Origin of the sequence: Amycolatopsis suaedae (assembly GCF_004214935.1) — a bacterium.
GTDB classification, from domain to species: domain Bacteria; phylum Actinomycetota; class Actinomycetes; order Mycobacteriales; family Pseudonocardiaceae; genus Amycolatopsis; species Amycolatopsis suaedae.
Genome location: NZ_SFCC01000001.1, coordinates 357,185 through 374,372, shown reverse-complemented (window position 1 = coordinate 374,372; position 17,188 = coordinate 357,185). Strand labels below are relative to the sequence as shown.

General features: G+C 71.8%; 18 protein-coding genes. 5 read left to right on the top strand and 13 right to left on the bottom strand.

Features of this window, described 5'->3' with window-relative positions; genetic code table 11:
- Positions 1 to 611 precede the first annotated feature (611 nt).
- Positions 612 to 2,477, bottom strand: coding sequence for a glycoside hydrolase family 84 protein (locus EWH70_RS01725; protein WP_240686736.1), 1,866 nt, complete (start codon positions 2,475 to 2,477; stop codon positions 612 to 614).
- A gap of 133 nt (positions 2,478 to 2,610) precedes the next feature.
- On the opposite strand from EWH70_RS01725, the gene EWH70_RS35360 reads away from it, so the two are divergent.
- Positions 2,611 to 2,775 carry a hypothetical protein gene (locus tag EWH70_RS35360; protein ID WP_165436109.1) on the top strand — a complete coding sequence of 55 codons (165 nt, stop codon included), beginning with the start codon at positions 2,611 to 2,613 and terminating at the stop codon, positions 2,773 to 2,775.
- Here the strand turns inward: EWH70_RS35360 and EWH70_RS01720 are convergent.
- Positions 2,767 to 3,519, bottom strand: a complete 753-nt coding sequence (locus EWH70_RS01720) for an SAM-dependent methyltransferase (RefSeq protein WP_130473394.1) — start codon at positions 3,517 to 3,519, stop codon at positions 2,767 to 2,769. The two genes, EWH70_RS35360 and EWH70_RS01720, sit on opposite strands and share 9 nt — an antisense overlap.
- 193 nt (positions 3,520 to 3,712) lie before the next feature.
- Here EWH70_RS01720 and EWH70_RS01715 point away from each other — a divergent pair, with 193 nt between their 5' ends.
- The gene (locus EWH70_RS01715) at positions 3,713 to 4,507 is read left to right on the top strand and encodes a hypothetical protein (protein ID WP_130473393.1); all 795 of its coding nucleotides are present in this window, start codon (positions 3,713 to 3,715) and stop codon (positions 4,505 to 4,507) included.
- Here EWH70_RS01715 and EWH70_RS01710 read toward each other — a convergent pair.
- Positions 4,495 to 5,133 carry a class I SAM-dependent methyltransferase gene (locus tag EWH70_RS01710; protein ID WP_165436108.1) on the bottom strand — a complete coding sequence of 213 codons (639 nt, stop codon included), beginning with the start codon at positions 5,131 to 5,133 and terminating at the stop codon, positions 4,495 to 4,497. The two genes, EWH70_RS01715 and EWH70_RS01710, sit on opposite strands and share 13 nt — an antisense overlap.
- A 168-nt stretch (positions 5,134 to 5,301) precedes the next feature.
- Between EWH70_RS01710 and EWH70_RS01705 the strand changes: the two genes are divergently transcribed.
- Together EWH70_RS01705 and EWH70_RS01700 are read left to right on the top strand one after the other, a co-directional pair.
- Positions 5,302 to 6,228, top strand: a complete 927-nt coding sequence (locus tag EWH70_RS01705) for an ATP-binding cassette domain-containing protein (protein WP_130473391.1) — start codon at positions 5,302 to 5,304, stop codon at positions 6,226 to 6,228.
- Positions 6,225 to 7,016 carry an ABC transporter permease gene (locus EWH70_RS01700; protein WP_130473390.1) on the top strand — a complete coding sequence of 264 codons (792 nt, stop codon included), beginning with the start codon at positions 6,225 to 6,227 and terminating at the stop codon, positions 7,014 to 7,016. Before EWH70_RS01705 ends, EWH70_RS01700 begins: the two co-directional genes overlap by 4 nt.
- Here the strand turns inward: EWH70_RS01700 and EWH70_RS01695 are convergent.
- Positions 7,013 to 7,537 carry a hypothetical protein gene (locus tag EWH70_RS01695; RefSeq protein ID WP_130473389.1) on the bottom strand — a complete coding sequence of 175 codons (525 nt, stop codon included), beginning with the start codon at positions 7,535 to 7,537 and terminating at the stop codon, positions 7,013 to 7,015. The two genes, EWH70_RS01700 and EWH70_RS01695, sit on opposite strands and share 4 nt — an antisense overlap.
- A 316-nt stretch (positions 7,538 to 7,853) precedes the next feature.
- Here EWH70_RS01695 and EWH70_RS01690 point away from each other — a divergent pair, with 316 nt between their 5' ends.
- Positions 7,854 to 9,059, top strand: a complete 1,206-nt coding sequence (locus tag EWH70_RS01690) for a PucR family transcriptional regulator (protein ID WP_130473388.1) — start codon at positions 7,854 to 7,856, stop codon at positions 9,057 to 9,059.
- 65 nt (positions 9,060 to 9,124) lie between these two features.
- Here the strand turns inward: EWH70_RS01690 and EWH70_RS01685 are convergent, their stop codons facing one another.
- The 9 genes from EWH70_RS01685 to EWH70_RS01645 are packed head-to-tail and all read right to left on the bottom strand — an operon-like array spanning position 9,125 to position 17,180.
- Positions 9,125 to 9,712 (bottom strand): hypothetical protein, encoded by a 588-nt coding sequence (locus EWH70_RS01685; RefSeq protein WP_240686735.1) that lies wholly within the window; start codon positions 9,710 to 9,712, stop codon positions 9,125 to 9,127.
- Between the two features lie 11 nt (positions 9,713 to 9,723).
- Positions 9,724 to 10,227 carry a hypothetical protein gene (locus EWH70_RS01680; RefSeq protein WP_130473387.1) on the bottom strand — a complete coding sequence of 168 codons (504 nt, stop codon included), beginning with the start codon at positions 10,225 to 10,227 and terminating at the stop codon, positions 9,724 to 9,726.
- A gap of 14 nt (positions 10,228 to 10,241) precedes the next feature.
- Entirely contained in the window at positions 10,242 to 11,294 is a 1,053-nt protein-coding gene (locus tag EWH70_RS01675) for an MCE family protein (protein ID WP_130473386.1), read from the bottom strand.
- The gene (locus EWH70_RS01670) at positions 11,294 to 12,259 is read right to left on the bottom strand and encodes an MCE family protein (RefSeq protein ID WP_130473385.1); all 966 of its coding nucleotides are present in this window, start codon (positions 12,257 to 12,259) and stop codon (positions 11,294 to 11,296) included. Before EWH70_RS01670 ends, EWH70_RS01675 begins: the two co-directional genes overlap by 1 nt.
- Positions 12,256 to 13,257 (bottom strand): MCE family protein, encoded by a 1,002-nt coding sequence (locus EWH70_RS01665; RefSeq protein WP_130473384.1) that lies wholly within the window; start codon positions 13,255 to 13,257, stop codon positions 12,256 to 12,258. Before EWH70_RS01665 ends, EWH70_RS01670 begins: the two co-directional genes overlap by 4 nt.
- Positions 13,257 to 14,234, bottom strand: coding sequence for an MCE family protein (locus EWH70_RS01660; RefSeq protein WP_130473383.1), 978 nt, complete (start codon positions 14,232 to 14,234; stop codon positions 13,257 to 13,259). The genes EWH70_RS01665 and EWH70_RS01660 overlap by 1 nt, the downstream gene beginning before the upstream one ends.
- Positions 14,231 to 15,256, bottom strand: a complete 1,026-nt coding sequence (locus tag EWH70_RS01655) for an MCE family protein (protein ID WP_130473382.1) — start codon at positions 15,254 to 15,256, stop codon at positions 14,231 to 14,233. The genes EWH70_RS01660 and EWH70_RS01655 overlap by 4 nt, the downstream gene beginning before the upstream one ends.
- A complete protein-coding gene (locus tag EWH70_RS01650; RefSeq protein ID WP_130473381.1) occupies positions 15,253 to 16,398 on the bottom strand; it encodes an MCE family protein in 1,146 nt (381 codons plus the stop codon). Before EWH70_RS01650 ends, EWH70_RS01655 begins: the two co-directional genes overlap by 4 nt.
- The gene (locus EWH70_RS01645; RefSeq protein WP_130473690.1) at positions 16,395 to 17,180 is read right to left on the bottom strand and encodes an MlaE family ABC transporter permease; all 786 of its coding nucleotides are present in this window, start codon (positions 17,178 to 17,180) and stop codon (positions 16,395 to 16,397) included. Before EWH70_RS01645 ends, EWH70_RS01650 begins: the two co-directional genes overlap by 4 nt.
- Positions 17,181 to 17,188: the final 8 nt, after the last annotated feature.

The window sequence follows — 17,188 nt, the reverse complement described above, 5'->3', positions numbered from 1 at the left end:
CGGTCTCCTCGACGAGCCAGGGTTCGACGACGACCAGCAGTGGCGGCGGCGGTGAGTCGGCGGCCGGTATCGGCGAGGACCTCGGATGTGTGAGTTAAATAGGAAACTTTGTTTACAGTTCCAAGGTTAACTACAGGCAAACAGCGACGTCAAGATGCAGCAGCTACATCACTCTCCGTGTCCATCCGCGCGAGTCGTACGTTCCGGACACGCGATGGTTGGCGTCTCATGCCAGGGCCCCGGCAAAGTCGGGCTATGCGTGTTCGAACGCAGAACTCGCGGGCCGGAGCGCAGAACTCATGATGTGGACGCCGGTTCTCACCTTGTCCCGTCCCAAGCACGTGAAGGCCACCTTCACCACGTCACACGTAATGAAGGGGACCTTCACCACCCCGGCCAGACCCACCGATGGGACACACCCGCCACATCGGCACCGGCAGGCACAACCACCCCAGCCGCCACCACGAAAGAGACCCAGCAACGTCCCCCAATGTGGCATTGGGGAACTTGAACTCCCCCAATGCCACATTGGGGGCACACAGCACCCGGACTTTGCCGGCCCTGGCATCAGATGCCGTGAGTGCACCCTTCACGGCATCTGCACGGGACGGTCAAGCGCGCGGCAGGTTCGGGGCCTCGGCGATGAACGTGTCCAGCACGCCGTCGGCGACCCGCACCGGGCCCTGCGGCCGGGTGGTGCCGGGAATGGTGCGGATCTTCGCGGCCTCGGCGGCCAGCTCCTTCGCCCGCGCGAACGCACCCTGGTCGCCGGTCCGCAGGCCTTCCACAGTGGATTGCAGCGCGGCACCCCACAGGTCGAGCGCGTCCAGCCACGGCTTGGCCTGCGCGGAGAACGCCGGGTCCGGCACCCCGGCGCGGATGCGCTCGGGCGCGGCGGCGAGCAGGTCGGCGTAAGCGGCAAGGTCGCGCAGCGGCCTGCCACCCGGCTGCGCGCGTACGGCGTCCACTTTGGCCTTCAGCACCGGAGCCTGCGGCTGCCAGGGCACCTCGCCGAACGTGGGCGCGAGGTGCTGGGTGTCGAAGAAGGCCAGCAGCGCCTCGGTGACGCGCGGGTCACCGGCGGCGAGGTAGCTCGCGGCCGCCCGCCAGGTGCGCGCGGCGTCGTAGCCGGTGTCGTTCCAGGCGAACGCGGCACCGCCGAACAACGCGACCTTGCTCGGCGCGGCCTGGTTCATCGGGTTGAGCACGATCCCGCTCAGCGCCGCGTGCAGGCCGGCCTCACGCTTGTCGTAGGGCGCGAGCAGCAGCCGTCCGGTGGTCTGGCCGAAGTCGTTGACCGGGTAGTTGTCCCAGAGGAAGACCTTGCGTCCCCACACCTCGGCGGCCTTGCGCGCGTCGGCGACGCTGATCGACGGCGGTACCACGTCGGTGCCGGTCCACTGGACGACGATCCGCTCGTCCAGCGTCTCGCGCAGCACCCGCTTGTACGCGGAGTCGGCGACGTCGGAGTACTCGGTCGGCACCATCTGCAGCGGCTTCGCGCCCTCGACGGTGTCGAGGTAGCCACGCTGCACGGCGTTCAGCAGCTCGGCCTGCGCCCGCCCGGCGGCCTCCCGCCCCGGTGGGCCGTACTTGTCCTGGTCACCGGCGCAGTTCCACCTGGTGTAGCTGATGTCGTCGAGCGCGACGTAGAAGCTGCGCGTGCCCTGCGCGTACAGCGAGGCCAGCTTGTCCCGCAGGCTGCGCAGGTCGGCCGGGTCGCTGTAACAGATGGACAGGCCCGGCGACACCGCGTAGGTGAACTCGACGTGGTGCCGCGCCGCCGCCGTCACCAGCTCCCTGAGCCGGGCCAGATCCCCGGGCGGGTACGGCTCGCGCCACCGCTCCCGCAGGTAGACGTCGTCCTTGGGGGTGTAGATGTAGGTGTTGGCCTTGACGTCGCCGTAGAACGCGAGCTGGTCGAGCCGGTCCGCGTGCGACCACGGCGCGCCGTAGAAGCCCTCGATGCTGCCCCGCAGCGCCATCGCCGGGTGATCGACCACCTTCACCGCGGCGATCCGGCCGGGCGACGCGAGCTGCCGCAGCGTCTGCGCGGCGTAGTAGACGCCGTCGCCGTCGTTGCCCGCCAGCACCACCAGGCCACCCCGGGCGGCCAGTGAGTACCCCTCCGGCCGCGGTTGCGCGGGCACCTCGCCGCCCACGGCACGCAGCGACCCGCGCACCCGCTCGTCGGTGATCAGCCCGGCCACCACGGTCAGCCCGGCAGGCCGGTCCACGATCTCCCTGGCACCGGCGCGGCTCAGGGTGGCCCGCAGCAACTCGCTGCTCGACTCGTCCACGCCGCTTCCGAGCACCAGCCCGACCTGATGCGGAACCCGTACGGCCCGGCCGTTGGACTCCATGGACTGCGGCGCCGGGGTCACCACCGGCGGTTCAGGTGCCGCGGCGGTGGCGGCGGGCGCGGAGGCCAGGAACAGCCCCGCCACGACGACGGTTCGGACGACACGCAGCAGCACCGGGCCTCCTCGTGGATTCTGGTCCAGACCATCAGCACACCGGTGAAAAGTCAACCACTCCGGCCGGGAGCGACGAGGTTTGCGGCCGGCGCACGGTGGTAGTCCCCCGGGAGACCCACAGCGGGAGGACGGCATGGCCGAGGAGCAGGAGGAACGGGCCGAGGATCTGCTCGCCCGCAGCAAGCAGCACCTGCGGGAGGCGAAGGACGCCGCACGTGACGCGCGGCGGTCCGACCCGGCCGAGCGCCAGCCCACGCCGGAGGGCAGCCGTGCCCGCGACGAGGACGGCTCACCCTGACCGGCGCGCGGTCAGCAGCAGGCGCCGGTCGCCGACACGGAACGGGGTCGCGCCGGTCGAGCCGTAGAGGTCGATCGCGGTGAACCCCGCGTCCGACAGCACCGCCCCCACCTGCGCACACGTGTAGACGTGGTGAGGCGCGACCGCGGTCAGCTCATCGTCGCCGCGCCGGAACCGGTAGGTGCTGAGCAGCCTGCTCGCCGCGACCTCGTACTCGGTGGTCACGTCCGCGACGATGTCCCCCGCCTCCATGGTGCGTGCCTCCGCGGCGAACCCCGGAAGCACCGACTCGGCGGCGGCACCGTAGTCGACGACCAGCCCGCCACCGGGCCGGACCGCACCGGCGAGTGCCGACGCCAGCTCCCGCGTCCCGGCGAGGTCGAGGTAGCCGAAGCTGTTGCCCAGGCAGACGGCGGCGTCGAAGCCGCCGTCGCGGGGAATGTCCCGCATGTCGCCGACGAGCAGGTCGGCCTCGACCCCGGCGGCGCGCGCGGCGCCGCGGGCGTGCTCGATCGCCTCCGCGGAGATGTCGACGCCGGTCACCCGGTAACCGCGGGCGGCCAGCTCGACGGCATGGCGGCCGCTGCCGCACGGAACGTCGACGACCCGGTCGCCGGGCGACAGTCCGAGCCGCCGTTCGACGAAATCCACCTCGTCCACTGTGGACTCCGCGGGGATGATCCGGCGCCAGAACTCGTTCGGCAGCTCGGTGAAGAAGTCCACGTACCAGTCGGATCGGGTCATGCCGCTACGGTCCTTCGAACGGTGGCCTCGTTCAGCAAACCGTTCAGATCCTCCATGCGGAGCACGATGCCACGGCCGATCCGGGCTGTCGTCCCATTTGATTTGTACCAACCGTTGTGCTGTACTTGCGCCGTACCTGGGGAGGGGCGATGACCACCTACACGAGCGCACCTGGGCCGGCGCGATGATTCCCGTGCTCAGCCACCCCACCGCGTCGTTGTTCGAGACCCAGGCCGCCCGGATCTGGCTCCGCAAACGCGGGGTCGAGGTGGCGACCCCGACCCCGCTGCTGGCGGTGCGCCTCGGCACACGGCAGCTCAGACAGCCTTCCGGGCACAAGCAGCGGCAGTTCCGCTACTGGATCGCGGGGGTACTGCTCAGCACCGGCCTCTTCAGCCTCCTGTTCGCGTTGAGGATTCCCGAAGAGCAGATGGTCACCGGGCACACCGGCACGGTCATCATCTGCGCGATTCAGCTCGCCGAGTGGGCGACTCGGCGCGCCCGCGACCGGGAGGCCGCCGCGCGGCTGCCGCACCGGGTCGCCTCGGTGAGCCAGTCCCGGCTGGCTCCGCTCGACGGCTGGTATGTCGCGTCGACGACGGTGGCGTTCGGTGGCGGCATCGCACTGGCCACCACGATGTTCGTCGCGACACCGCAGTACGGCCACTACGCCTGGACCTGGCTGTTGCTACTCGGCGTCGCCGGCGCCGTCGCCGCGTTCCTCGTCGTCAGCATCCTGCGGGCACCCACGCTCGCCGACGACACCACCTCGCTGGCGATCGACACCCGCCTTCGCCGGTCCGATCTCTACGACCTGTGCCCGGCCGTGTGTGTACTGATTCCCCTCACCGACTTCCTGCAGCGGGACCAGCCTGCGCCCTACACCTGGCCGATGGCCGGGCACGCCGCGCTGGCCATGGGACTGTTCGCCATCGGCTGGCTCCGGCAACGGCACCGGCCACTGCCCGCGGGGCACTACGGCACGTAGCGGCCGGTCGCCCAGGCACGGTCACCCGGCGGCTCGATCACCTCGACCGGACGGCCGTCGACGAAGCGCTCCACCGGTTCCACGTAACCGCGCGCCACCGCCTCCTGCCACGCCTGGTACGGCCCGGTTCCCCAGGGATACCAGGGAACGAGGTCGTCGACGACGACCAGCCCGCCGGGACGGGTGATACCGCGGCCGTTGACGATGTCGGCATAGGCGATGTCGTAGTCGTGCCCGCCGTCGACGAACAGCAGGTCACACGATTGGCCCGAGTAGCCGGGGACGGTCCGCGCCGAGTCGCCGACGATCAGCTCGTGCCTGCCCGGATACCGCTCGTCGACGAAATCCTTCGCCAGCTCCACCGAGCGCCGCAGGTCCAGTTCGAACGACACCACCCGCACCTCGGCGGAACTCTCCAGAAATGCGATAGCGGAAAAGCCGACATTGAACCCGATTTCGGCGACGACCGCCGATTCCGACGACCGGGCGAGATCACGCAGGTAGGTCGCCTCGGCGACACTCGCGCCGCCCTCGTAAACGGGAACACCGCGGTCGCGCACATGACCGTACACGTCCCACATGAGGCGCTCGATCCGGCTCATCTCGATGTCCTGCGCGGGATACATCGTCCGAGCATAGCCCGCGGAACCCGGCCCGAGGAGAACCCGGACACGACGCCGCGGGAAACTTGTCATCTCACCAACAATGCCGGGACGAATTGTGCTCCACAATACCGGCGGACCATTGTCCGGCGGTATTGTCGGCTGGATTTCCCCAATTCGGCAGGAGCGCGGATGCGGATCGACGTCGTGGGCCTGCGCAAGTGCTACGGCCAGGTCGAGGCACTCGCCGACGTGACGCTGCGGGCCGGGCCCGGCCGGGTGCTCGGCGTGCTCGGCCACAACGGCGCGGGCAAGACCACCCTCGTCGACATCCTCGCCACCCGCACCCTGCCGACGGCGGGAACGGCACGGGTGTGCGGGTTCGACGTGGTACGCAACCCGCGGCAGGTGCGCCGGGTCATCGGCGTGACCGGGCAGGCAACCGCCGTCGACGGGGCGTTGCCCGGGCGGGACAACCTGGTGCTGGTCGCCCGGCTGCTCGGCGCGAACCCGCGGCAGGCCGGTGACCGCGCCGAGGAACTGATCGAGGCCTTCGGGCTCGGCGACGTCGCCGGGCGGCCGGCCGCGACCTACTCGGGCGGCCTGCTGCGCAGGCTCGACCTGGCGATGAGCCTGGTCGGCCGGCCGGTCGTGTTGTTCCTCGACGAACCGTCCACCGGACTGGACCCGGTCGGCCGCACCGAACTCTGGCGCCTCGTCGGCGACCTCGCCGCGGACGGCACGACGGTCGTGCTGACCACCCAGTATCTCGACGAGGCCGACGAACTGGCCACCGACGTGGTCGTACTCGGCGCGGGCCGGGTGGTGGCCTCCGGCACTCCCGCGCAGCTGAAGTCGGCCATCGGCACCCGCACCGCGACCGTCCGCTTCGCCGACGACCGCACGGCGGTCTCCGCCGCAGGCCTGTTCAGCCGGGTCGGCCTGACCGCGGCGCCGCTGGAGCGGCAGGTCACCGTGTCGCTCGCGGCGGCGGCCGACGTCACGACCGTGGTGCGGGCACTGGACACGGTCGGCATCGAACCGGCCGACCTCACCGTCGCCGAGCCGACTCTGACCGACGTCTACCTGGCACTGCACCGCGAGCAGGGCGTCCGGTGAGCGCGACGCAACGGTGGCGGCCGCCGGGCTTCGCCGCGCAGGTACGCATCCTGGCGGCGCGGTCCCTGCGCGGCGGCCTCGGCGACCGCAGGCTGCTGGTCGCCGGGTTGCTGCAGCCGATCGTCATCCTGCTGCTGTTCAGCCAGGTGTTCCAGGCGGTCGGCACGCTGCCGGGGATGGTGCGCTACGCCGGGTACGTCAACTTCCTCATCCCGGCGACGCTGATCAACATCGCGCTGGCCGGCGCGCTGGCGTCGGGCAGCGGGCACCTCGCGGAGACCTACAGCGGATTCGTGGGACGGCTGCGTACCCTGCCGGTCGACCTGCCCGCGCTGCTGATCGCCCGGACGGTCACCGACACCGTGCGGTCGGCGGCGCAGCTGGTCGTCGCGGTGCTGACCGCGCTCGCGGTGTTCGGCTACCGGCCGGCCGGTGTGCTCGCCACCCTGGCGCTGCTCGGTTTCGCGGTGTTCGTCGGCTGGGGGCTGGGCTGGCTGTTCGTGGCGCTGGCCACCTGGCAGCAGCGGCCCGACGTCATGCAGCTGACGTCGTTTCTCGTGTTGTTCCCGATGATGTTCGCGTCGAGCGCGTACCTGCCGGTGGAGCTGATGCCGGGCTGGCTGCGGATCGTCGCCACGGTCAACCCGCTGACCCACGCCATCGACGCCGCCCGGGATCTGTCGCTCGGGCGGGCGTCCGGTTCCTCGCTCGGGGTCGCGCTGGCACTCGTCGGTGCCGTCGCCGTCCTCGGATTCGCCGTGGCGGCCCGCAATCTGCGCCGTCGTTAGCCGAGTGCCTTGCAGGAGCCCGCGGCGGCGAACGCCTGGTTAAGCTCCGGGTTGGCACGCAGGTCCTTGACCGGCCCTTCGACGTTGGTCAGCGCGGCGAGGTCCTTGCCGACCTCGCCCACCGCGCGCTGGAACGCGGCCGGGTCGCTCACCGGGGCCTGACCGAGCTTGGCCCGCGCCTGTTCCAGCGCGGCCCGCGTCTGCCCGATCGTCGTGGTGGCCGCGGCCGCGGCGGCCGCGCCGTCGGCCACCGGTGGCACGCCTGCCGTCCCGAGGCCACGCGAGACTGTGTCCAGCGCGCGGGCGAGCTGCCCGAGATAGCCGACCATGCCGTCGCGGACCTGTGCCGGGTTGGCGGGATCCAGCCGCGGCGGCTGCGCCAGTGTGGCCGCGCCCTCGCCGACGGACCGGCAGACCTGCTCGGCCCAGCCGACCGCGGCCGCGTTGCCCTCCGGCGCCGCCTCCCCGCAACCGGCGACCGCCGCCAGCACCGCGACACCGGCCAGCACGCGTCCGAACATGGCGACTCCTTCGTCAGTGAGGGCGATGCGGCGAAGCTACTGAGCGGCCCGGACAGGCGACAAGACACCGGCGCGAAGCCGCCGGGTTCGCGGGGAATTGTTGTCAGGCCCGCACAAAGCGGCGTTGCGGAACGACGCGCAACCGGCGTTTGTCGGCTTCTGACAACGAATCCGGCCCGACCTCGTGCGTTTCACGGAAACTCGTACGCTCGATCGAGTGAATGACACGGCGAACTCCGCAGCCGATTGACCCAAGATCGACGGCGAACCTATCGTCCGCGTTCAGGTTCTTTTCCGATGTTGCGAGGGAAAACCCATGTCCACAGAACTGGGAGTCCGCCCCCTCTGGGCCTCGGTGCCCCGGGACCTCGCCGCTCGCTTCCGCCCCGCGGTCGGCGCGCTCACCCGGGACATGATCACCGAGATCCAGGAGTCCGTCCCCGCCTACGCCCGTCCGCTCGACGGTTCCTTCGGCGCGATCATGACCGCGGCCGTCGAGCAGTCCGTGCTGCGGGTGCTCGACATGATCGGCACCGGCAGCGCGCTGGAGGACAGCTGGGGAGATCTGTTCCGCCAGCTCGGCCGCGCGGAGTTCCGCGCGGGCCGCAACCTCGACTCGCTGCAGACCGCCTACCGCATCGGCGGACGGGTGGCGTGGCGGCACGTGGCCGCGTGGGCCGAGGCCAACCATCTTCCGGTGCCGTTGTTCAGCGTCCTCGCGGAGGGCATCTTCGCCTACGTCGAGGAGATCTCCAGCCAGTCGGTCGCCGGGTACACCCAGGCGCAGGCCCAGTCGACGCAGGTGCTCGACCGCCATCGCAAGCGGCTGGTCGAGACGCTGCTGACCGACCCGTCGGTCACCCGCAGCGGGCTCAGCCGGCTCGCCGCGCTGGCTCGGTGGCCGGTCCCGAAGCGGGTGGCGGTGGTGGCGCTGGACCCCATGCCCGACGATCTGGAGGCGCCGCGGCCCGCCCCGCACGACGACGTGCTCGCCGACCTCGACGGCGACACACCGTGCCTGATCGTCGCCGATCCCAAGCGGCACATGCGAAGACTGGAGTCCGAACTGGACGGACGGGTCGCCTGCGTCGGTCCGGCCGTGGCGCTGTCGGCGGCCGCGACGTCGCTGAGCCTGGCCCGGCGGGCGGTCAGCCTGGTGCGGCGCGGCATCATCCCGGCCGAGCCGGTCGTCTGGTGCCAGGACCACCTGCCGACGCTGTGGTTGTTCGCCGACGAGTTCCTGCTGTCGGAGGTGCTCGCCCGCAACCTGGCGCCGATGGCCGGGCTGACGGCCAAGCAGCAGGACCGCATTGCCACCACGATGCTCACCTGGCTGCACTCCACCGGCGGAGCGCCGGACATCGCCGAGCGGCTGGGCATCCACCCGCAGACGGTGCGCTACCGGATGCGCCAGGTCGACAAGCTGTTCGGCGCGCAGCTGCGTGACCCGCACGCCCGCCTGGAGCTGGAGATCGCCCTGCGCGCCCGGCAGATGCTGACGCCCACTACCGCGAGCGCGTGAACTCCGCCGCCGATGCGGCTTCTGTTGCGCCCCCAATGTGGCATTGGGGGACTTTAGGCACGGGCTCAGCGGGCCTGCAGGGTGTCGACGCGCCAGCGGCCGTCGGCCCGCACGGCGGTGACGCTCAGCTGCGCGCCGCCGGAGCGGGTCGCGCCGGTGTCGCCCCTGGTGATGCTCTGGTCCAGGAACACCAGCAGGCCCGCCCGGTCGCCACTGAGCATGGTGACCCCGGCGACGGCCACCTTCGACCGTAGTTCCAGCCGCTGCTTGGCCGCGTCGGCCACGGCCGGGTCGAACAGCCCGGCGTACTGCCCGGTGGCGTCGCCGGTGAACAGCTCGGCGGCGGCCTGCCGGGTCGGCTCGGGGTTGTCGAAGCGGAACGTGAAGACCCGTTCCAGCCCCTGCCCGACCTGCCCGCCGACCTCGGCGGTGGCACCGGCGTCGACAACGGCGGTGTTCGCCACCGTGGTGCGGGCGACGGTGAAGCAGACCCCGGCGGCGGCCAGGATCACGGCGACGGCGAACAGGATCAGCGGCGACCGTCGCACCGGCTTCGCCGGAGGCGGGGGCGGAACCGGGACCCGGCGGCGGGTTCCGGCGACCACCCGGGCCCGCTGCGTCGGCGGCCGGGCGGCGACGTGGACACGCACCATGACACTTCCTCCTAGACCGGGCTCGTCGGCACCTGGCCGAGCGCGCCGAGCTTCCAGGTGTCGCCGACCCGGACCAGGTCGGCCTGCTGGCGGGCACGTTTCGTGGTCGGCTGGCCGCCGTCGGGGGTGACCTGGATGTCGACCGACGCGATCATCCTGGCCGTGCCCGCGGCGGCGTCCAGCTCGGTGACGGCGGCGTCGACGACCGTGCCGACGGTGACCGTGCGGGCCCCGGCCAGCCGCTCGCGGCCGTCCCGCTGCGCGCGGGACAGCTCCTCGTGCAACGCGCCCGCCGACACCTCCAGCCAGCGCCGCAGGCCGTCGTCGACGGCCCGGTGGTCGAGCGTGTTGAGCAGCGCGACCGCCTGCCTGCCCGCGTCCATCGCGTCGTCGCGGGCCCGCGCGGCGACCGCCGTGCCGCCGTACTCGGCCTGCCACCACCGCCAGCCACTCCAGCCGGCGAACCCGCCTGCCAGCGCCACGCACACCACCGCGATCAGGACGAGTCCTCGCATCGGGGCCACCTTCCTCATCCGGTACACCGAGCCGCGGTGTTCAGCGGCGCCGGCGACACGTCCAGGCCGTTGCGGTACGGCGTTCCCTCGTAGCCGCGGGTGCACGGCGGCGGGGTGAAGAACGTCGTCTGCAGGCCGGCGCTGGTGCCCTCCGGCCGCAGGATCCGCCCGGCGGCGTCGACGGCGGCGGGCGTGACCACCAGCAGCCGCTCCACCCCTTCCTGCCGGGTGAGCAGCACGTTCGACGTCGTCAGCAGGTTCGCCAGTACCGTGCCCAGTCCGGGGCCGCTCTCCGCGAGCAGCGCGCTCACCTGCCGCGCCGTGGCGGGCGCCGACGAGATCAGCGCCCGGATGTCGCCGTCGGACCGGGTCAGCTGCTCGGCGACAAGCTTCGCGTTGGTGCCGAACGACGACAGCGCGCCCGCCATGTCCGCCTGCGTCCGCAGCACCGGGCCGGCGTCGGCGATCAGGCTCAGCGTCTGCGGCAGGTGCTCGGTGGCGGCGCGGGTGACCGACGCCGTCGTGTCCAGCAGCGTCTGCAGGTGCGGACCGGCGCCCTCGGTCGCGTCGTACAGCTCGTCGACGACCGTGCGCAGCTCGTCCTTCGGCACGGACTCGACCAGCCGGTCCAGGTTGAGCAGCACGCTGTCCACCGGCGGCGGCAGCACCGGCGCGGCCGGGCGGATCACCGCGCCGCCGGCGAGGAACGGCTCACCCGCCCGCCGCGGCCGCAGGTCCAGGTACTGCTCGCCGACCGCCGACCGGTTGGCGACGGCCACGTCGAGGTCGGCCGGTACGGCGGGGGCGTCGTCGTCGATGTGCAGGTCGACCTCCACGCCGCCGTCCACCAGCCGCAGCTCGCCCACCCTGCCGATGCCCACCCCGCGGTAGGTGACCTCGGCGTTGGTGAACACGCCGCCGGAGTCGGGCAGCTGGAGCCGGACCTGGTAGCCCGCGCCGCCGAACAACGCGTCCAGCCGGGCGTAGCGGGCGCCGACGTAGGCGACACCGGCCAGTGCCAGCACGAGGAACACGATCACCTGGATCCGGACGAACCTGGTCAGCATCAGCGGCCACCCGTCGCCGTGTCGAGGGTCAGGTAGAGGTTCAGGTAGTCGCCCTTGATGCCATCCAGCACCGGGTCGGTGAACGGGAACGTCAGCAGGATCTCCATGGCCTGCGGCAGGTTCTGCCCGGACTCGGTGAGCTTGCGCAGCGTGGGCTCCAGTGCCCGCAGGTCGGCCAGCAGGTCCTCCTTCGCCCGGTTCACCGTGGTGGTGCCCACCTCGGCCAGCGACCCCAGCGACGTCAGCATCCGCACGAACGCCTCCCGCTGCTGCGCGAGCACGGCGATGCCGCCGCCGAGGTTGTCGATGAGGTTGGCGATGTCGCCGCGCCGCCCGGCCAGCCGGGCCGCGAACGCGTCGGCCTTCTCCAGCACCCTGGTGATCTCGCCGCGCCGCGCGTCGAGCCCGCTGACGAACGTGTTCATCGTGGCCAGCAGGGACCGGATCTCCGGTTCGTTGCCGTGGAAGGCGGCGTTCAGCTCCCGGGAGATGTTCTCCAGCTGGGCCACTCCCCCGCCGGTCAGCAGCAGCGACAGCGCGCCGAGCACCTCCTCGACCTCGGGGTTGCGGTTGGTGCGGGCCAGCGGGATCACCGCGCCGTCGGCGAGCCTGGCCTGCGCGGGCTGGGCCGGTGCGTCCAGTTCGACGAACTTCTCGCCGAGCACGCTGGACTGCCGCAGCCGGGCGACGGCGTTGGCTGGCAGCGGGGTGTTCCCGTTGACCAGCAACGTCACCCTGGCCGTCCGGCCGTCGTCGGCCAGCTCGACCCGGTCCACCCTGCCGACCGGCACGTCGCCGACCTTGACACCGGACTGCGGCACGAGGTCGAGCACGTCGGCGAACTCGACGGTCACCCGGTACGGACGGTCGCCGAGATCGGCGCCGCCGGGCAGCGGCACGTCGTAGACCCCGAACGAGCAGCCCGCCACCAGGACCACCGCGGACAGCGCGAGCAGGCGTTTCACCGGCCACCTCCCTCGGCCGACGGCAGCGGCAGCGCGGGAGCACCCTGGCCGTAGGCGAACTCGGCGAGGTTGGTCCGCACGTCGACGGTTCCCCGCTCCGGGTCGTAGGCGCCGAGCAGGCCGGTCAGCGCACCCGGCGCGCGGTCGAGCGCCTCGGCCAGCGACTCGCGTTGCTGGGCCAGCAACGTCGTCGTCCCGGCTAGTTTGTCCACATTGGACTTGATGCGGGCGCGGTTGTCGTTGATGAACCCGCTGATCGTGCCCAGCGCGCCGGCCAGCTCGCTCAGTGCGGCGGCGAAGTCGTCGCGGTCGTCGGCGAGGAAGCGGGTGACGGTGCCGAGCAGGTTGTCGAACGTGCGGACCTGCTGGTCGTAGGCGGCCAGCATGCCGGTGAACCGCTGCAGGCTGTCCACAGTGGAGAACAGGTCCTCCTCGGAGCCGGACAGGGTCCGGGTCGCCTTGCCCAGCTCGGCGATCGTCCGGTTGAGGTCGCGCCCGGTTCCGCCGAGCACCTGCGCGCCGCTGTCGAGCAGTTCGCTCAGCGCGCCGTCGCGGTTGGCACCGTCCGGCCCGAGCGCGACGGTCAGCTTCTCCAGGCTGGTGAACAGCTGGTCCAGTTCGACCGGCACGACGGTGCGGGACTCGGGAATGACCGCACCGCCGGCCAGCCGCGGGCCGGTCTCGTAGACCGGCGCGAGTTGCACGTAGCGGTCGCTGACCAGGCTGGGCGTGACCACCAGCGCCCCGGCGTCGGCCGGGACGGCGACGCCGGGGTCCAGCGACATGGTGACCCGGACGCGCTGTCCCTCCGGTTCGACGGCGTCGACCGTGCCCACCGCGACGCCCAGCACCCGCACGTCCGAGCCCGGGTAGAGGCCGACCGCGGCGGTGAAGTAGGCCGTCACCGTGGTCGAGCCGCCGGTCAGCAGGGCCCAGCCACCCGCGGCGGCCAGCACCACCGCGGTGGCGGCCAGCGCCACCCACCGTGTCGCTCGCATCAGCGGCCTCCCGGTTTCGGTGGGACGCAGCCCCCGCCCGGGGCGGGGACGAGTCCGCAGAGGTAGGTGTCCAGCCACGGGCCGGTCCGCACGACGTTGCCGAGCAGGCGGTAGAACGGCCCGGCCAGCCGCAGGCTGCGGTCCAGTTCGGACTGGTTGCGCCGCAGCACCTCGGTCACCCGGTCCAGCTGCTCCAGCGCCGGGCCGAGCTGGGCCCGGTTGTCGGCCACCAGGCCGGATATCTGCCGCGACAGCTCCTGGGTGCCGGTGAGCAGCGACGCGATCGCCTGCCGCCGCCGGTTCAGCTCGTCGAGCAGCACTCCCCCGTCGGTGATCAGCCGCTGGAACTCGCCCGTGCGCTCGGCGACCGTCCGGCTCACCGTGCCGAGGTTGCCCAGCAGCGACTTCAGTTCGGCGTCACGTGACGAAATCACGGTGGACAGCTCGGCCAGCCCCCGCAGCGTGGCCCGGACGTCCTCCGGGCTCGCCGCGGAGAACGTCCCGGACAGCACCCGGAAACTCTCCGCGAGCTGGTTGGTGTCGAGCTTGCCGACCGTGGTGGCGAGTTCGCCGAACGCGTCGTTGACGTCGTAGGGCGTCATCGTGCGGTCCAGCGGGATCGCGTCGGTCAGCTCGCCGGTGCCGAGCGGGTCGAGCACGAGGTTCTTCTGACCCAGCAAGGTCTTGATCTTGATGGCGGCCGACGTCCGGTCGCCCAGCCACACCTGCGACTCGAAGGTGACGGTGACGTGGCGGCCGGTCAGCTCGACGTCGTCCACCTCGCCGACCTTCACCCCGGCCACCCGCACCTCGTCGCCCGCCTTGAGCCCGGCGGCCTCGCGGAACTGGGCGGTGTAGGTGGTGCCGCCGACGCCCGGCAGTTCCCCGGCGTAGAACGTCAGCAGGCCGGCGGCCAGCATCAGCACCCCGCCGACGACGCCGACGCGGACCGGGTTGCGCTCGCTGAACCGTTTCATCGCAGGCACCTCGCCTCGGTCAGCGGGATGCCGACCGGCGGGCCGCCGGGAGCGGGTGGCGCGTCGGAGGACGCCAGGCACAGGAACAGGTTGGTCCAGCCGCCGTAGGAGGCGACGCGGCCGATGGCCTCGTACTTCAGCGGCAGTGCGCGGATGAACTCCTCGAACACCGGGGTGTTGTCGGCGAGTGTGGTGGCCAGCTCCCCCAGCGCGGCGATGTCGGCCTTGAGCGGTTGCCTGCCCCGGCCGAGCAGGTCGGCGGTGCTGGTGGTCAGCGCGGACAGCCCGGAGATCGCCTCGCCGATCGGCCCGGCGTCGCGGGCCAGGCCGGACACCAGCTCCTGCGTGGTGCCGACCAGGCCGGACAGCCGTTCGTCCCGGGCGGCCACGTCGGACAGCACGGTGTCCAGGTTGATGATCACCTGCCCGATCACGCGATCGCGGTCGGCCAGTGTGCTGGTCAGCGACGCGGTGTGCCGGACGAGGCTCTCCACGGTGCCGCCCTCCCCCTGCAGCACCTGGACCACCTGCTGGGCCAGCGCGTTGACCTGGTCCGGGTTCAGCGCCCGGAACAGTGGCTTGAACCCGTTCAGCATCGCCGTCAGGTCCAGCGCCGGGCGGGTGCGTTCCAGTGGGATGAGCCCGCCTGGTGGCAGCAGCCCGGCCGGAACGCCGGGGTCGGAGTCCAACGCGATGTAGCGCTGCCCGACCAGGTTGCGGAACTTGATGGTGGCGGTCGTCGTCGCCGGGATCCGGCGGTCCCCGTCGAGGGCGAACTCGACCTCCGCGACCCTGCGGTCGGCCACCCGCACCTCGACGACGCTGCCGACCCGCACGCCGGCCATGCGGACGTCGTCGCCGGGGTTGAGCGAGGTGACGTCGGTGAACCGGGCGACGTAGGCGGTGCCGGTCGCGCCACCACCGCCGCCGCTCATGATGGCCAGTCCCAGCAGGATGGTCGCCAGGCCGGTGACCACTGTGAACACCAGCCCTTTGAGCATCGGGCCGAGCATGCGCCTCATCGCAACGTCACCTCCGCGCCGCGGTAGAGCGGGCCGACCAGGAGGTCGCCCCAGGTGGGAACGTCGGCCGGGGACATGCCCTGTGCCTGGGCGATCAGCTCGGTGACCAGGCCGGACGAGGTGGAAGCGCCGCCTACGGCCGGGCAGCCGCCCGCAGGCGGCGCCGGTCGGGGGCCCGGCACTGGGGGCTTGACGGTGAGCTGAATGTGCAGCCCCGGCCGGTCGGTCCCGGCGCCGAGAGCCGCGTCGGCGCGGGGCTTGAGTTCGGTGAGCGCGGCGAACAGGCACGGGAACTCGGCGCTGTGCCGGGCGAGCAGTTCCAGGGTGGGACGGCTGCTCGCGGACAGCCCGATGATGCTGCCCTGGTTGGCGCGCAGGAAACCGTCCAGATCGGACGCCGCCGTGGTGAGCGTGCCGAGCAGGTCGGCGAGGCCGGTGCGTTGCTGTTCGATGGTGCGGCTGGTCGTGGTCAGCTCGGCCAGTGCGGCGACGATGTCCGGCGCGACGTCCTGGTAGACGGCCAGCGTGTCGGCCAGTGCGGTGATGTCGTCCTGGATCTGCGGCATCGCCGGGGTCAGCTTGCTCAGGTAGGCGTTGAGCCCGGTCAGCGTCTCGCCGAGCTGCCCGCCCCTGCCGTCCAGCGAGCTGGACACCGCGCCGAGAGTGCCGGCGAGCTTGTGCGGCTGGACGGCCTGTAGCAGCGGCATCAGGTCGCGCAGCGCCTTCTCCAGCTCGATGGCCCTGCTGGTGCGGTCCTGGTCGATGACCGCACCGGCGTCCAGCCGCCCGGTTTCCCGTTCGGGCAGGACGAGGTCGACGAACCGCTGCCCGAACAACGTCTTGGGCAGCAGCCGGGCCGACACGTTGGCCGGCAACGAGTCCAGCGACTCCGGCCGCAGGTCGAGTGTGACGTCGACACCTTGCGCGGTCGGCTCGACGGCGCCGACCGAGCCGACGACGACCCCGCGTGCCTTCACGTCGGCGCCCGGCCGCAGCTGGGTGCCGACCCGGTCGGTGCGCAGGGTGACGGTGGCCGTGTCGGTGAACGCCTTGTCGTAGACGGCGACGGCGAACCAGCCCAGCAGTCCCAACAGGACGACGAAGGCGACGCCGAGTGCCTGCGCGCGCAGCCGGGCGCTCATCCCGCGACCCGCACCGTGGTCGTCGCGCCCCAGAGCGCGAGGCTGAGGAAGAAGTCCAGTACGGCCACGAGCACGATGGACGTCCGCACCGACCGGCCGACGGCGACGCCCACGCCTGCGGGCCCGCCGGCGGCGCGGAAGCCGTAGTAGCAGTGGGTCAGGATGATGCCGACGCTGAACACCAGCACCTTGGCGAAGGAGTACAACACGTCCTCCGGCGGCAGGAACAGGCTGAAGTAGTGGTCGTAGGTGCCGCCGGACTGGCCGTTGAACACCACGGTGACCGTGCGGGAGGCCAGGTAGGAGGTCAGCAGGCCGATGACGTAGAGCGGCACGATGGCCACGAATCCGGCGACGACCCTGGTGGTCACCAGGTAGGGCACGCTGCGGATCGCCATCACCTCCAGCGCGTCGATCTCCTCGTTGATCCGCATCGCGCCCAGCTGCGCGGTGAAGCCGGATCCCACCGTCGACGACAGCGCCAGCGCCGCCACCAGGGGCGCGATCTCCCTGGTGTTGAAGTACGCGGAGACGAACCCGGACAGGGCGGCCGTGCCGATCTGGTCCAGTGCCGAGTAGCCGGACAGGCCCACGACCGTGCCGGTGAACACGCACAGGCCCACCATGACGCCGACGGTGCCGCCGATGACCGCGAGCGCGCCGCTGCCGAAGCTGACCTCACCGAGCAGGCGCACCACCTCGCGCAGGTAGCGGCGCACGGCGAACGGCACCCAGCCCAGCACCCGCAGGTAGAAGGTGAGCTGGTCGCCCAGCCTGGCCATCGAGTCGC